The sequence below is a fragment of the Herbaspirillum sp. SJZ107 genome, from assembly GCF_006715485.1.
In the GTDB taxonomy this organism is placed as follows: Bacteria; Pseudomonadota; Gammaproteobacteria; order Burkholderiales; family Burkholderiaceae_D; genus Telluria.
The window spans coordinates 86,432-100,927 of sequence record NZ_VFNH01000005.1 but is presented as its reverse complement, the minus strand read 5'-3'; the positions used below and the strand labels follow the sequence as shown (position 1 = coordinate 100,927).

12 protein-coding genes are annotated in these 14,496 nt (G+C 66.6%); 7 read left to right on the top strand and 5 right to left on the bottom strand.

Annotated features, from left to right (window positions below; translation table 11 throughout):
* Positions 1-63 precede the first annotated feature (63 nt).
* Together FBX97_RS26160 and FBX97_RS26155 are read left to right on the top strand one after the other, a co-directional pair.
* Positions 64-1,359: a Zn-dependent hydrolase gene (locus FBX97_RS26160; protein ID WP_141838302.1), complete on the top strand. Its 1,296-nt coding sequence runs from the start codon at positions 64-66 to the stop codon at positions 1,357-1,359.
* A 39-nt stretch (positions 1,360-1,398) separates the two neighbouring features.
* Positions 1,399-3,402 carry an MHYT domain-containing protein gene (locus FBX97_RS26155; RefSeq protein ID WP_141838300.1) on the top strand — a complete coding sequence of 668 codons (2,004 nt, stop codon included), beginning with the start codon at positions 1,399-1,401 and terminating at the stop codon, positions 3,400-3,402.
* Here FBX97_RS26155 and FBX97_RS26150 read toward each other — a convergent pair whose 3' ends face one another.
* From FBX97_RS26150 to FBX97_RS26135, 4 genes are all read right to left on the bottom strand, one after another.
* Positions 3,403-4,608, bottom strand: a complete 1,206-nt coding sequence (locus tag FBX97_RS26150; protein ID WP_141838298.1) for an ammonium transporter — start codon at positions 4,606-4,608, stop codon at positions 3,403-3,405.
* A 181-nt stretch (positions 4,609-4,789) separates the two neighbouring features.
* A complete protein-coding gene (locus FBX97_RS26145) occupies positions 4,790-5,857 on the bottom strand; it encodes an oxidoreductase (protein ID WP_141838296.1) in 1,068 nt (355 codons plus the stop codon).
* Positions 5,858-5,903: 46 nt separating this feature from the next.
* Positions 5,904-7,664 (bottom strand): allantoate amidohydrolase, encoded by a 1,761-nt coding sequence (locus FBX97_RS26140; RefSeq protein ID WP_141838294.1) that lies wholly within the window; start codon positions 7,662-7,664, stop codon positions 5,904-5,906.
* Positions 7,665-7,755: 91 nt separating this feature from the next.
* Complete coding sequence (locus tag FBX97_RS26135; RefSeq protein ID WP_141838292.1) at positions 7,756-8,694, bottom strand: LysR substrate-binding domain-containing protein; 939 nt, start codon at positions 8,692-8,694, stop codon at positions 7,756-7,758.
* A gap of 134 nt (positions 8,695-8,828) precedes the next feature.
* On the opposite strand from FBX97_RS26135, the gene FBX97_RS26130 reads away from it, so the two are divergent.
* The gene (locus tag FBX97_RS26130; RefSeq protein ID WP_370457362.1) at positions 8,829-10,085 is read left to right on the top strand and encodes a urate hydroxylase PuuD; all 1,257 of its coding nucleotides are present in this window, start codon (positions 8,829-8,831) and stop codon (positions 10,083-10,085) included.
* Between the two features lie 6 nt (positions 10,086-10,091).
* Positions 10,092-11,342: an ArgE/DapE family deacylase gene (locus FBX97_RS26125; protein WP_141838288.1), complete on the top strand. Its 1,251-nt coding sequence runs from the start codon at positions 10,092-10,094 to the stop codon at positions 11,340-11,342.
* Here the strand turns inward: FBX97_RS26125 and FBX97_RS26120 are convergent.
* Entirely contained in the window at positions 11,327-11,779 is a 453-nt protein-coding gene (locus FBX97_RS26120; RefSeq protein WP_141838286.1) for a hypothetical protein, read from the bottom strand. The genes FBX97_RS26125 and FBX97_RS26120 overlap by 16 nt on opposite strands.
* 260 nt (positions 11,780-12,039) lie before the next feature.
* On the opposite strand from FBX97_RS26120, the gene FBX97_RS26115 reads away from it, so the two are divergent.
* From FBX97_RS26115 to FBX97_RS26105, 3 genes are all read left to right on the top strand, one after another.
* Positions 12,040-12,531, top strand: coding sequence for a DUF2726 domain-containing protein (locus FBX97_RS26115; RefSeq protein WP_185748763.1), 492 nt, complete (start codon positions 12,040-12,042; stop codon positions 12,529-12,531).
* A gap of 334 nt (positions 12,532-12,865) precedes the next feature.
* Positions 12,866-13,612 (top strand): PEP-CTERM sorting domain-containing protein, encoded by a 747-nt coding sequence (locus tag FBX97_RS26110; protein ID WP_185748762.1) that lies wholly within the window; start codon positions 12,866-12,868, stop codon positions 13,610-13,612.
* A gap of 42 nt (positions 13,613-13,654) precedes the next feature.
* Positions 13,655-14,476, top strand: a complete 822-nt coding sequence (locus FBX97_RS26105) for a sterol desaturase family protein (protein ID WP_141838279.1) — start codon at positions 13,655-13,657, stop codon at positions 14,474-14,476.
* The last annotated feature ends 20 nt before the right edge of the window (positions 14,477-14,496 follow it).

The window sequence follows — 14,496 nt, the reverse complement described above, 5'->3', positions numbered from 1 at the left end:
TGATAACTTGGGCCCCTGCCTTCGCAGGGGCGACGATGCGAACGATAACTCAAGGACCTGACCATGAACGAACTCCGCATCAACGGCCCGCGCCTGTGGACCTCCCTGATGGACCTCGCCCGAATCGGCGCCACCGACAAGGGCGGCGTCAAGCGCCTCGCCCTCACCGACCTCGACCGCCAGGGCCGCGACCTGGTGGTCCAGTGGGGGCGCGACGCCGGCCTCGCCATCACCGTCGACAGGATCGGCAACGTCTTCATGCGCCGCGAAGGCAGCAACCCGGCGCTGGCCCCGGTCGTCACCGGCAGCCACATCGACACCCAGCCGACCGGCGGCAAGTTCGACGGCAACTACGGCGTGCTGGCCGGGCTGGAAGTGATCCGCACGCTGAACGATCATGGTATCCAGACCGAAGCCCCGATCGAAGTCGCCTTCTGGACCAACGAGGAAGGCTCGCGCTTCGTGCCGGTGATGATGGGTTCCGGCGTGTTCTGCGGCGCCTTCAGCCTGGAGACCGCCTGCGCGGCGCGCGATACCGAAGGAAAGTCGGTCGGCGAGGAACTCGCGCGCATCGGCTATGCCGGCGAGCAGACCCCGGGCGACCATCCGATCGGCGCCTATTTCGAAGCCCACATCGAGCAGGGCCCGGTGCTGGAAGATGCGGACAAGGTGATCGGCGTGGTGCCGGCGGTGATGGGCCTGTCGTGGTACGACTGCACGGTGAGCGGCATGGAAGCGCACGCCGGCCCGACCCCGATGGGGCTGCGCCGCGACGCGCTGCAGGTGGCCACCACCATCATGCAGGAAGTGGTGGCCATCGCCAACCGCTACCCGCCCTACGGCCGCGGCACGGTCGGCATGGTGCAGGTCTTCCCCAACAGCCGCAACGTGATCCCGGGCCAGGTCAAGTTCAGCATCGACCTGCGCAACGTGAATGACGCGCTGCTGAACACCATGCACGAGGAAATCACCGCCTTTATCGACAAGACCCGCCAGGACAGCGGCCTGTCGATCGACCTCGAGCGCGTGTCCTACTATCCGCCCTGTCCGTTCCACCCGGATTGCGTGGACGCGGTGCGCGCCGCCACCGCCACGCTCGGCTATTCCAGCATGGACGTGGTCTCGGGCGCCGGGCACGACGCCATCTACGTCGCGCGGCTGGCCCCGGCCGGGATGATCTTTGTGCCCTGCAAGGACGGCATCAGCCACAACGAGATCGAGGACGCCCAGCCCGGCCACCTGGAAGCGGGCTGCAACGTGCTGCTGCATGCGATGCTGGCGCGGGCGGGCGCTCCGGCTGGCCCGGAAGACGCCGCGCGCACGATTAGACAACCCACGCAGCCCGAGGTTGTTGCATAATAGTAAGAGACCAGTTTCGGTCTGTGACTTCGCGCGTGGATGATGCTGACCGGGCACTATGATATTTCCCTGGTTCTGGTCTCGATCTTCGTCGCGATCGTCGCCTCGTATTCCGCACTCAGCCTGGCCGGCCGCGTCGCGGAATCCAAAGGCCGCGCCAGGTATGCCTGGACCGCGGGCGGGGCGATTGCGATGGGGTCCGGGATCTGGGCCATGCACTTCGTCGGGATGCTGGCTTTCAGCCTGCCGATCCCGATTGCCTTCGACATCCCGATCACTGTGGTGTCGCTGCTGCTGCCGATCGCCGCCTCGGGCCTGGCGCTATGGCAGGTCGGCCGCGCCCGCCTCGGCCCGATCCGGCTCGCGCTCAGCGCGCTGCTGATGGGGGCCGGCATCAATGCGATGCACTATACGGGCATGGCGGCGATGCGCATGGCGCCCGGCATCGTCTACGACCCCTGGCTGTTCGCGCTGTCGGTGCTGATCGCCATCGGCGCCTCGGCGCTGGCGTTGTGGATCGCGTTCCGCCTGCGCCGCAATACGCCCTGGGTGTGGCTGCCGCGCATCGGCGCCGCCATCGTGATGGGCGTCGCCATCGTCGGCATGCACTATACCGGCATGGCCGCGGCCAGCTTCCCCGCAGATGCCGTGTGCATGGCCGCGCGCGACGGTGCGCACAGCGGCGGACTGGCCTTGCTGGTCGTGATCACCACTTTCGGCGTACTGAGCCTGGCCCTGATGGCGTCCGTGTTCGACGCGCGCCTGGAAGCCAACGCGCGCATCATGGCGATGTCGGAGGAGACCGCCGCCGAGCGCGAGCAGCTGCTGGTGCGCGAGCGCGCCGCGCGCGACCAGGCCGAGCACCTGAGCGCAATGAAGGACGAATTCCTGGCCACGCTGTCGCACGAGCTGCGCACGCCGCTGAACGCCATCCTCGGCTGGGCCGGGATGCTCCAGCGCGGGGTGAGGGACGAGGCCACGCTGCGGCGCGGCCTGGACACGATCGAGCGCAACGCGCGCGCCCAGGGCCAGCTGATCGACGACCTGCTCGACATGAGCCGCATCGTCGCCGGCACCCTGCGCCTGGACGTGCAGCGAATCGACCTGGCCAAGGTGATCGAGGCTGCGCTCGGCACCGTGCAGCCGGCCGTAGCGGCCAAGCACATCGTGCTGCACACCGAATTTGCCGCCGGCTTTGGCGAAGTGCTCGGCGACCCCGGCCGCCTGCAGCAGGTGCTGTGGAACCTTCTGTCGAACGCCGTCAAGTTCACGCCCGGCGGCGGCACGGTGCGGGTGGTGCTGGCGCGCGACGGCGGCGATGTCCTGGTCCGCGTGAGCGATTCCGGCATCGGCATCGCGCCGGAATTCCTGCCGCACGTGTTCGACCGCTTCCGCCAGCAGGATGCTTCGATCACGCGCCGCCATGGCGGCCTCGGCCTCGGCCTGGCGATCGTCAGGCAGCTGGTCGAGCTGCACGGCGGCACCATCGAGGCCGACAGTGCCGGCGAAAACGCCGGTACCACCTTCACGCTGCGCCTGCCGCTGGCGGCGCCGGCGTCCGGCACGCACCCGGATGCGGGGGAGGGTGCCGCGGCCACTTCCGAAGTGGTGGCGCTGGCCGACCTGTCCGGACTAAGCGTGCTGCTGGTCGACGATGCGCCGGACACGCTCGACGTGATCGAACAGATCCTGCAGCAGTGCGGCGCCGCGACGCTGGCGGCCTCGAATGCCGCCATGGCGCTGGCCTTGCTGGACCGCCAGGGCGGGCAAACGTATCCGGACGTGATCGTCAGCGACATCGGCATGCCGGACGTCGACGGCTTCGAGCTGATGCGGCGCATCCGGCGCCGTCCGCAGGATACCGGCGGCGCCATCCCGGCGATCGCGCTGACCGCGCTGACGCGCCAGGACGACCGCGACAAGGCGCTGCAGGCCGGCTTCGACGATTACCTGGCCAAGCCGGTCGATGCGGGCGCGCTGGTGGCGCGCATCGCCGACATGGCTGCCCGCCGGCGTACCGGGGCGGCCACGCGCGCTACCTGATTACTGGAACGTTGTTTCGCGTTCCGGCGTGGCGCTGATCCGGTGGATCGCCAGGTCGGCGCCGTCGAATTCCTGCTCGGGGTCCAGGCGCAGGCCGATCGTGGCCTTCAGGGCGCCGTACACCACCCAGCTGCCCAGGCCCGCGATGGTGACGCCGAGCACGGTGCCGGCCAGCTGCGACAGCAGCGACACGCCGCCCAGGCCGCCCAGCGCATGGCTGCCGAAGATGCCGGCGGCGATGCCGCCCCAGGCACCGCACAGGCCATGCAGCGGCCACACGCCGAGCACGTCGTCGATCTTCCAGCGGTTCTGCGCCAGCGTGAAGGTGGTGACGAACAGGGCGCCCGCCACCGCACCGGTGACCAGCGCGCCCAGCGGGTGCATCAGATCGGAGCCGGCGCACACCGCCACCAGGCCGGCCAGGGGGCCGTTGTGGGTGAAGCCGGGGTCGTTGCGGCCCAGCAGGAAGGCGCTCAGGGTGCCGCCCACCAGTGCCATCAGCGAATTCACGGCGACCAGGCCGTTCATCTTATCCAGCGTTTGCGCGCTCATCACATTGAAGCCGAACCAGCCGACCATCAGGATCCAGGCGCCCAGCGCCAGGAAAGGGATGTTCGAAGGCGGGTGGGCGGCGATGCGGCCGTCCTTGGCATAGCGGCCGCGCCGGGCGCCCAGCAGCAGCACCGCGGGCAAGGCGGCCCAGCCGCCGACCGCATGCACCACCACCGAGCCGGCGAAATCGTGGAAGGGCGCGCCGAAAGCCGATGCCAGCCAGTCCTGGATGCCGAAGCGGTTGTTCCAGGCGATGCCCTCGAAGAAGGGATAGACCAGGCCGACCAGCAGCGCGGTGGCCGCCATTTGCGGGTGGAACTTGGCGCGTTCGGCGATGCCGCCCGAGATGATGGCCGGGATCGCGGCGGCGAAGGTCAGCAGGAAGAAGAACTTCACTAGCGAATAGCCATTGTTGGCGACCAGCGTGTCGGTGGCGCCGAAGAAGTGCACGCCGTAGGCGATGCCGTAGCCGACGAAGAAGTAGGCGACCGTCGACACCGCGAAGTCGATCAGGATCTTGACCAGGGCATTCACCTGGTTCTTGCGGCGTACCGTTCCCAATTCCAGAAAGGCAAAGCCGGCGTGCATCGCCAGGATCATGATCCCGCCGAGCAGGATGAACAGCGCGTCGGCGCCGCTTTTATAAGCTTCCATGCAATACTGTTCCTAAAAAAGTGCAGGCAAAATGCGTAAGCACTTTTTAGTAGCAATAACCGTTCCATTTTGGTGAGCGATGCACCTCGTACGGGCGCGTCCAAAGATGCGCCCGATTTTCGTGCATGAGCACCGTCGTGGTGCGCCGGTGCGCCAGATTGGATGAGCCGGCTTGTCCTTCTTATACCGGGCGTTCGCCCAGCGCGATCTCGCGCCGTTCCTCATGGCTGCGCCGGCCGGCTTCCAGCAACTGCATGACCGCGACTGCGTCCGCCAGCGGGATCGGGTTCGGCGCGCCGTTCAGGATGGCGTCGCGCACCCCGCGGTAGTATGCCTGGTAGGCGCCGTTATCGGTGGCGATCGGGTTCGCCGTCACCGTGCCGTTATCTTCCAGCGACAGCATGCCCGCATCGGGATCGATGCCCCAGGCATCGTCGTCGCCGTCCGGCAGCCGGCCGGTCTTCAGCGTGGCTTCCTGCGGATCCAGGTGCTGCTTGACGTAGCTGCCGCGCGTGCCGTACAGCGCCACGCGCGGACGCGGTGCGGCCGTCAGCATGCTGGCAGCGACGTCCACGCGCAGGCCGTCGGCATAGCGCAGGCGCGCCTGGATGCAGTCGTCGGCCTGGGTGCCCGGCCGCAGCGCCGCCAGGTCGGCCTGGATCGCCAGCGGCCAGCCGAAATAGTGCAGCGCTTCGTGCAGCATGTGCGGCCCGAGGTCCATCCAGGTGCCGCCGCCCTCGACGGCGGCTTCCTTCCAGCGCGCCAGCGGCTGCGGACGGAAGCGGTCGAAGTGGATGGCGGCGTGGCGGATGGTGCCGAGCGTGCCGGCGGCCAGCACCCTGGCCGCGGTGCGCGTGCTGCTGTCCCAGCGGCGGTTGTGGAACACGCTCAGGACCAGGCCACGTTCCTCGGCCATCGCGGCCAGGCGCAGGGCCTCGTCGACCGTCGCCGTGAACGGCTTGTCGACCACCACGTGCTTGCCCGCCTCCAGGGCCAGCGCCGCCAGTTCGAAGTGGGTCCCGTTGGGGCTGGCGACGACCACCAGGTCGACCAGGTCGCTGGTAGCCAGCGCACGCGGGTCGGCCAGTACCGTGACCGCGTCGCCCAGTGCGGCGTGCACTTTGTCCGGCCCGCTGCTGGCCACTGCCGTGATCTGCAGGCCGGGCGTGGCGCGCACCAGCGGCGCATGAAAAGTCTGGCCCGCCATGCCGAAACCGATGAGGCCTACCCGTAGCGTCTTGTCTTGCATGTTCTCTCCGTGTCTGACGATCGGGAGAGTGTAGCGCACGGCGGCGTCAGCGGTAGTTGTGCAGGAAGTCGAGCAGCACGCGCGCCGCGATATCGGCGTCGTCCGCGGTCATGGTCTCGAGCGGATTGTGGCTGATGCCGCCATTGCCGCAGCGCGTGAACAGCATCGCGATCTCGGTCACGGCGGCCATCGCCATCGCATCGTGGCCGGCGCCGGACAGCAGGTCGAAGCGCGGCAGGCCGGCGCGTTGCACGGCCTCGCCCAGCTGGTCCATCAGGCGCGGGGCGCACGGCGCGGCCGGCGCTTCCAGCAGCTTTTCCACTTTGAGGCCGATGCGGCGGCGCGCGCACACCGCTTCGATGCCGTCGAAGACGTCGCGCACTGCGGCCAGGCGTTCCTCGTCGCTGGCGGCGCGGATGTCGAGCGACAGGCGGCAGCGGCCCGGGATCACGTTGACGGAACCGTCCGGCACCGCCAGCTGGCCGACCGTGCCGACCAGCGAGCCGGCGCCGCTGCAGCGTCGTTCCACCAGCAGCACGACCTCGGCGGCGGCGGCGGCGGCATCGCGCCGCATCGACATCGGCGTGGTGCCGGCGTGGCTGGCCAGGCCTTCCAGCTCGAGCAGGTAGCGCGAACTGCCGGCGATCGCGGTCACCACGCCCAGCGGCAAGCCTTTTTCGAGCAGCACCGGACCCTGTTCGATGTGGACTTCGACGTAGCCGAGCAGGGTGGACGGATCGCGCGCGATGGCGGGGATGGTTGAGGGGTCGTGCCCGGCCTGCTGCAATGCCGCGCGCATGCTGGTGCCGCCGGCATCGAGCGTGTCGAGCAGCGCCAGGTCGAAGCGGCCGGCCACCGCGTTACTGCCCAGGAAAGTGGAGCGGAAGCGCACGCCTTCTTCCTCGGCAAAGGCGATCAGTTCGAGGTGGTAGGGCAGGCGCTCGGCGCGCGCGTGCAGGTGTTTGACGATGGCCAGCGGCAGCAGGATGCCGAGGCGGCCGTCGTACTTGCCGCCGTTGCGCACGGTGTCGTAGTGGGAGCCGGTGATCAGCGTCTTGGCATCGGGATCGTCCGCCGTGTAACGCCCGACCACGTTGCCGACCGCGTCGATGCCGACCTCCATGCCGGCGTCGCGCATCCAGTCGGCCAGCCGCGCGGCGCTGCGCTGGTGGGCCGGCGTCATGTAGGCGCAAGTAAGAATGCCTTCGTCGTCACCGCTTTCATCGTCACTTATCGTGCCCAGTTCCTCGGCCCAGTCCATGATCGCGGGACCGAATGCGAGTTCGATGCCGAGCAGGCCGTTCAGGCGGATCTCGGCGATGCGGTGCACCTGGCGCAGCGCTTCCGCCATCTCGTCCGGCAGCCCGTTGCCCAGCCGGCGGCGGAAGGTGGCGATGATGGCCTGGCGCGTCAGGCCCTGGCCGGTCGGGCCCTTGACCGCCAGGATGAAGGGGAAGCCGAAGCGGGCGTTGTAGGCGGCGTTCAGCTGGTGCAGCGCCGCGTACTCGTCCGGGCTGCAGCGGTCCAGGCCCGAGGCGGCCTGCTCGCCGGTCGATTCCGCGGTGAGTTCGCCCGCGATCGCGGCCTTGCCGGCCAGTTCGGGGTGGGCGCGCAGCAGCGACAGCTGCTCGTCTTCGCTGGCCAGCGCCACCGCATCCTGCAGCGCCAGCTTGAGCGCGGCCAGGCTGGCGAACGGACGCCCGGCGGCGGCGCGTTCCGGAATCCAGGGCGAGTGTTCGTAGATGCCGTGCAGGCGATCGACAAAAGCGGCGGTGTCGAGGCGGTTCAGATCCGAAAGAGTGGTCATGGCGTGGTTTCCGATGGCAGCATCCGATGATAATCGCGCAACGGCCTCTATTTATATGTGCAGGATGATGCCGGCCATATCGCGCGCCGCATCATGCCTTGACCAGCGCCCGGGCGGCGGCGGTTACCTGGTCGCGCAGCCACTTGTGCTCGGGCGACTGGTGCATCCGCTGGTGCCACAGCTGGTAGAAGCGCATCGGCGGGAATTTGATCGGCACCGTGAAATTCTTCAGCGGCAGCGTCTTTTCATAGAAGCGGATGAACTGGCGCCCGGTGGTCAGCACCAGGTCGGTCTGGGTCAGCATGTAGGGAATCAGCCCGAAGTAGGGCGACTCCACCGCCACCTTGCGCTGCAGGCCCTCGCGTTCGAGAAAGGCGTCGATCACGCCGTAGTAGCCGGGCAGCATGGCGGACGGCGCCACATGCGGCAGGCTGAGGTAATCCTCGAGCGTCATTGCATCGCTCGCGGTGCGGCGCGCGTAGGCGCTGTCGGCACGCATGGTGCAGATGATCGGGTCTTCGAACAGCTTGGAGATGTGCAGGTGCGCCGGCGGTTCTTCCCAGTTGGCGATGACGAGGTCGATCTCGCCGTCGGACAGCATGCGCAGGTAGTCGGTGCCCGGTCCCAGGTGATGCAGCGTCACGCGGCTGTTGGGCGAGCCGCGCCGCAGCGCCGCCACCACGCCCGGCAGGAACTGGGTGTCGAGGTAATCCGGCGCCGCAATGCGGAAGGTGCGCGCCGCTTCCTCGGGCATGAAGGGCGACTTCTTGATGAACAGGCTCTCGGTCTCGTCGAGGATGCGCTTGGCCGGCTTGAGCAGGCTTTCGCCGTGCTGGGTCGGCACCATGCCGCGCGCGCCGCGCACCAGCAGCGGATCGCCCGTCAGTTCGCGCAGCTTGCGCAGCGACGCCGAGATCGATGGCTGCGGCTGGTTCAGCTTGAGCGCCACGCGCGAGACGTTTTTTTCGACCAGCAGCAGGTAGAGGATGCGGATCAGGTGCAGGTCGAGATGCTGGGGCAGGCTGGACATCGGTTCAGTGGAGTAAGCGGGACTATGCGGCAGGTATATGCGTGTGCGTATGTTGAATATACGGTATTTTTCATGTTGAATAAATGGAAAGCGGATTATCTTGTTGTAACTTGCCTGTTGTGACTCGTTTAGGGATGCTCATGGATTACCTGCTGCCGTATGGCCTCGAATGGATGAACCTGCTGGTGCGATGGCTGCACATCATCACCGGCATCGCCTGGATCGGCGCTTCCTTCTACTTCGTCTGGCTCGACAACTCCTTGCGGCCGCCGGCGCCCGGCGGCGAGCTGGCCCGCAAAGGCGTGGCCGGCGAGCTGTGGGCGGTGCACGGCGGCGGCTTCTACAACCCGCAAAAGTACATGGTGGCGCCCGCCGAACTGCCGGCCGAGCTGCACTGGTTCAAGTGGGAAGCGTATTCGACCTGGCTGTCCGGCTTCGCGCTGCTGACCATCGTGTATTACTTCAACGCGCAGGCGATGATGGTCGACCGCAGCGTGGCCGACCTCTCGAGCTGGCAGGCGATCGGCATCGGGCTGGGCAGCCTGGTGGTGGCCTGGGTGTTCTATGACCTGCTGTGCCGCTCCAGGCTGGGCAAGCACGACCTGGCCTTCGGCGCCGTGATCTTCGCCTTCCTGGTCGGCGCCACCTGGGTGCTGACCCAATTCCTCAGCGGCCGTGCGGCCTACATCCACGTGGGTGCCATGATCGGCACCATCATGGTGGCCAACGTGGCGATGGTGATCATTCCCGGCCAGCGCAAGATGGTAAACGCGATGCGCGCCGGCCAGAAGCCGGATCCGGTCTACGGCATCCGCGGCAAGCAGCGCAGCGTCCACAACAATTACTTCACGCTGCCGGTGCTGTTCATCATGATCAGCAATCACTTCGCGATGACCTACCACCATGCGCACGCATGGGCCGTGCTGGGCATGATCATGCTGGCCGGCGTCTTCATCCGCCACTTCTTCAACCTGCGCCACAAGGGCCGCATCGAGTGGAAGTATCCTGCCATCGGCGTGCTGCTGCTGGCCGCGGTGGCGATCGCGATTGCGCCGCGGCCGGCGGCCGTATCGGCACCGGCATCGGCCCAGCCGGGTGCATTAAGTGCTGGCACCGGCGCCGGCGCCGGCGCCCAGTTTGCGCAGGTGCAGGGCATCATCGCCCAGCGCTGCGTATCCTGCCATGCGGCGCATCCGACCCAGCCCGGCTTCGCGGCCGCGCCGGCCGGCGTCGCGCTCGACAACGCGCAGGGCATCAGCCAGAACGCGGCGCGCATCTACCAGCAGGCGGTGCAGCTGAAGGCGATGCCGCTGGCGAACATGACCAACATGACGGACGCCGAGCGGGCCCAGGTCGCAGCCTGGTTCGAGGGCGGCGCCAAGACGAATTAAGACAACATGGAACAGACACGGGAACAGCTGCTGGCGTGGATCGACGCCCATTTCGACGAACAGGTCGCCTTCTTGCAGGACATGATCCGCATCCCGACCGACACCCCGCCCGGCAACAACGCGCCGCATGCGGACATGGTGGCGGACAAGGTCGCGGCCTACGGCTGGCAGGCGGAGAAGCACGCGGTGCCGCTTGATCGCGTACGCGACTACGGCATGGAAAGCATCACCAACCTGATCGTGCGCCGGCCCTACGCCGCAGGCGGACCGACGCTGGCCCTGAACGCCCACGGCGACGTGGTGCCGCCGGGCGAGGGCTGGAGCAAGCCGCCGTACGGCGGCGTGGTCGAGGATGGCACCATCTACGGGCGCGCAGCGGCAGTGTCGAAGAGCGACTTCGCCACCTACATCTTTGCCGTACGGGCGCTGGAAGCCTTGAACCTGCCCCTGAAGGGCGCGCTCGAACTGCACTTCACCTACGACGAGGAATTCGGCGGCCTGCTCGGGCCGGGCTACCTGCTGGAGCAGGACCTGACGAAGCCCGACTTCGTGATCGCCGCCGGCTTCGCCTACGACATCGTCACCGCCCACAACGCCTGCCTGCAGCTGGAAATCACGGTGCACGGCAAGGCCGGCCACGGCGCGATGCCCGAGACCGCGGTCGACGCGCTGCAGGCCGCCACCCGCATCCTCAACGCCATCTACGGCCAGCTGCCCGAACTCAGGAAGATCAAGTCGACCGTGCCCGGCATCGATTCGCCGACCATGCTGGTGGGCCGCATCGACGGCGGCACCAACACCAACGTCGTCCCCGGCAAGGTGGTGATGAAAATGGACCGGCGCATGATCCCGGAAGAGGATCCGGTGGCGGTGGAAGCCGGCGTGCGCGCGCTGATCGAAGACGCGGTGCGCGACCTGCCCGGCATCCGCCTGGAAATCAAGCGCCTGCTGCTGTCGCACGCGCTGCGGCCCTTGCCCGGGTCCGGCCGGCTGGTGGAAAGCCTGCAGCGCAACGGCATGGACGTGATGGGCGAGGCGCCGCAGGCCAAGGGCACGCCGCTGTATGCCGATGCGCGCCTGTACGGCGAGCGCGGCATCCCGGCGGTGCTGTACGGCGCCGGGCCACGCACGGTGCCGGAATCGAACGCGAAAAAGGCGGACGAAAAGCTGGTGCTGGAAGATTTGCGCAAGGCGACCAAGGTGGTGGCCTTGACGCTGCTGGATTTCCTGGGCGGCGCGCCTCAGACCAGCGCATAACGCGCGCGGTAGGGCTGGAAACCGACGCGGCGCTTGAAGTCGCGCAGGCCCGGTTTCGCCCCGAGGTAGGTGTCGTACATGAAGTAATCGGCTTCGCCTTCCTCGATATGTTCGTTGCGGTCGATGCGCCGCAGCGTGTAGCCGCGCGCGGTCGCCTTCTTGCTTTGCGGTCCGGCGTGGCCGCTGCGCTGGACCGTCGCCAGGTAGGCGGATGGCTGCCCCTTGAAGGCCCTCAGGTCGATCAGGGCGATGCCCATGGTCTTGTTGCCGATGATCTTGTAGCGCGCGTGGCGCTGCGTGAACAGCGCATGCGCGCGGCGGATGCCGTCGGGATTGCGCTGCAGTTCGAAGCGCAGCGGAGCAACCGGCAGGCGCGCGAGTTCCCGTACCAGCCGGGCGCCGTTCGCCAGTTTTGAAAACAGCGCGGGCATCGCCATGGTGAACCTCGTTCGCGTCGTAAAGGGGGAGGGCGCCGCAGATGGAGAGCGGGCAGCCTGACGATAACGCCGGTTACAGCAGAGAGCGTTGACGAGGCCTAAGGGTTGCGGCTATGCGTTACCACGAACGAGCCGGCCGGTGTCGACAAAAGCGCCATTGTTTCGCTGGGCTGGAAAACCTGTGACAAAGCGAGGATTTTGCCCCCCTGACTGATTGCTATTCTCCTGCCTCCATAAAACAGATGAGAAAAGACATCAGCATGACGCTCCTCCTTGCCGCCATATTTGTCGCCCTGGTCCTGATCGTACTGACGCTTGCCCGCGCCAAGACAAGCGACCGAGCCGGAACCTACCGACAACACGCACTCATGACCGACAACGAGCTCGAATTCTTCGGCAGGCTGGTTGCGGCGCTGCCGGAGCATTACATCTTCCCGCAAGTAGCCATGTCGGCACTGCTGGAACCGTCGAGCAGCGACAAGAAAGTGGCGCACAGCGACCGCCTGCGCATTGCGCAGCAGCGTATCGACTACGTCGTGTGTAACAAGCGCTGCGAGGTGGTCGCCGTCGTCGAACTGGATGACCGGACCCATTCCCGGGCGAAGGACAAGGTACGCGACGGGCGGCTCGCAGCGGCAGGCATCAGGACGGTACGTTTTCAGGCGCGGCAAAAGCCGGCGGCCGATGCCATCCGGGCCGCCGTTTTGCCGGCACCGGCCCCAGCCGCGGCGCCGGCAATGCCGGTGGTTTGAATCAAGAAAGAGAGGCCGAATCTTCGTATCCTACCGCTCTCGAAATTCCGGCCGATCACCGGGATCCCCCGACTGTATGACGCCCTGTTCGGCAGAGCCTGGAGTACCCAATCACCTACAGATTGAATAGATTTCCATACGGTAATATTAGTAGTCGCAAATTAACTACAATTTATTTGAGTAATTTATTTGTGCTGGTACAATAGATTTATTGCAATAATTAGTGCAATGTATCAACGCAATTTCAAGCTTGATGATGCATACCGTCGAGCTTCCGGCGGTCCGGACCGGACCGATACTCATTCCGCTGTATGTCCTTGAAAGAGCCTGTTCAATGTCCGTCAAACCTGTCCTGCTGTCCCTGCTCACCCTCGCCGCGCTCAGTGCGAACGTTGCAAATGCGAACCTGATTACCAATGGCGGCTTTGAAGCCGTGACCAATGGTACTAACAAGCAGCTGACAGCAGGCACCAGCACCACGCTGACTTATCGCACCACGTTGACGGGCTGGAATAGCGCGCCGAGCAACACCGGCGATGGCGGTTATAACTTTGTCCTGAACAACGCTACCGCAGGCACAGCCACTTCGGTCAAGCAGTTGAAGAACTACACCGCCTCGGCCAATGGCGGCAACGTGTTCGCTTCCGATGCCCAATACGGTCCTGGCCTGCTGTCGCAGACCATCAGCGATTTGTCGGTGGGTACGTCCTACCTGCTGACCTTCGACTATGCGGTGGGCCAGCAGGCCGGTTTCGGCGGCGCCAACCTGAACAACTACTGGCAGGTGAGCTTCGGCAATACCACGCTGAATACCGCGTCCCTGACGATCGCGGATAGCGAGTTCAGCGGCTGGAAAACCGCGAGCATGGCCTTCACCGCCACCAGCGCCAGCCAGATGCTGAGCTTCCTGGCGAAGGGCGGCAGCGCCGGCGCGCCACCCTTCCTGCTGCTGGATGGCGTGTCGATGAATGCCAATGCCAATACCAGTGCCGTGCCCGAGCCATCGACCATCAGCCTGCTGTTGGGCGGTATCGGCCTGGCCGGCTTCCTGGCACGCCGCCGCCGCAACAACAAGTCCTGAACCTGCGTGGAGTCCGGCCGTCCTGGCGGCCGGCATTGATTCATGAACCTGACCTTGAATGAATTTGCGGGGGCCGTCCTGCGCCTTGCTGTCTGGCTTGTGCTGCTGACCCTGCTGTTCGTTCCGCTCGAACGCTGGTTCGGTGCCCGGCACGCACCGCGGCCGCGCCCCGAACGTCGACGCGAGCTGCGCCACGACCTGGTCTACTACGTGATCAGCAGCCTGGTGCCGGTCGTGGTGCTGAGCGTGCCGACGGCCCTGCTGGCCGTGGCCGCCGCCCACGTGGTGCCGGCCGCGCTGCATACGGCGGTGGCCGGTTTGCCGGTCGCCGCGCGGATTGCGCTGGCATTCCTAGTTGGGGAAATCGGGTTTTACTGGGGGCATCGCCTGAGCCACGAAATTCCCTGGCTATGGCGTTTTCATGCGCTGCATCACGGTACGGCGCATATGCATTTCCTCGCCAATACGCGCACGCATCCGGTGGACATGGTCATCACCCGGCTGTTCGGCCTGGTACCGCTGTACCTGCTGGGATTGGCCGGGCCCAGTGTTGCCGGCAGCGCCGCCCCGGCGCTGCTGCTGATCGTCGGCCAGCTGTGGGGCTTCTTCATTCATGCCAACGTGCGCTGGCGCCTGGGACCGCTGGAATGGATCGTCACGACGCCGGCATTCCACCACTGGCACCATACCCGCCAAGGGCATATCAACCGCAACTATGCATCCACGCTGCCGGTCCTGGACCGCCTGTTCGGCAGCCACTACCTGCCGCGTCATTGGCCGGACGCGTACGGCACGGATACGCCGCTGGCCGACACGGTCCTGGGCCAGCTGCTCGACCCGCTGGCGCCGCCCAGGAAATCCTGAGCGCCGCCGGCGGGGCCGCG

Bases quoted from the DNA above. Each gene is read 5' to 3' on its own strand.
- FBX97_RS26160 (WP_141838302.1), top strand. From the start codon at position 64: ATGAACGAACTCCGCATCAACGGCCCGCGCCTGTGGACCTCCCTGATG.
- FBX97_RS26155 (WP_141838300.1), top strand. From the start codon at position 1,399: ATGATGCTGACCGGGCACTATGATATTTCCCTGGTTCTGGTCTCGATC.
- FBX97_RS26150 (WP_141838298.1), bottom strand. From the start codon at position 4,608: ATGGAAGCTTATAAAAGCGGCGCCGACGCGCTGTTCATCCTGCTCGGC.
- FBX97_RS26145 (WP_141838296.1), bottom strand. From the start codon at position 5,857: ATGCAAGACAAGACGCTACGGGTAGGCCTCATCGGTTTCGGCATGGCG.
- FBX97_RS26140 (WP_141838294.1), bottom strand. From the start codon at position 7,664: ATGACCACTCTTTCGGATCTGAACCGCCTCGACACCGCCGCTTTTGTC.
- FBX97_RS26135 (WP_141838292.1), bottom strand. From the start codon at position 8,694: ATGTCCAGCCTGCCCCAGCATCTCGACCTGCACCTGATCCGCATCCTC.
- FBX97_RS26130 (WP_370457362.1), top strand. From the start codon at position 8,829: ATGCTCATGGATTACCTGCTGCCGTATGGCCTCGAATGGATGAACCTG.
- FBX97_RS26125 (WP_141838288.1), top strand. From the start codon at position 10,092: ATGGAACAGACACGGGAACAGCTGCTGGCGTGGATCGACGCCCATTTC.
- FBX97_RS26120 (WP_141838286.1), bottom strand. From the start codon at position 11,779: ATGGCGATGCCCGCGCTGTTTTCAAAACTGGCGAACGGCGCCCGGCTG.
- FBX97_RS26115 (WP_185748763.1), top strand. From the start codon at position 12,040: ATGACGCTCCTCCTTGCCGCCATATTTGTCGCCCTGGTCCTGATCGTA.
- FBX97_RS26110 (WP_185748762.1), top strand. From the start codon at position 12,866: ATGTCCGTCAAACCTGTCCTGCTGTCCCTGCTCACCCTCGCCGCGCTC.
- FBX97_RS26105 (WP_141838279.1), top strand. From the start codon at position 13,655: ATGAACCTGACCTTGAATGAATTTGCGGGGGCCGTCCTGCGCCTTGCT.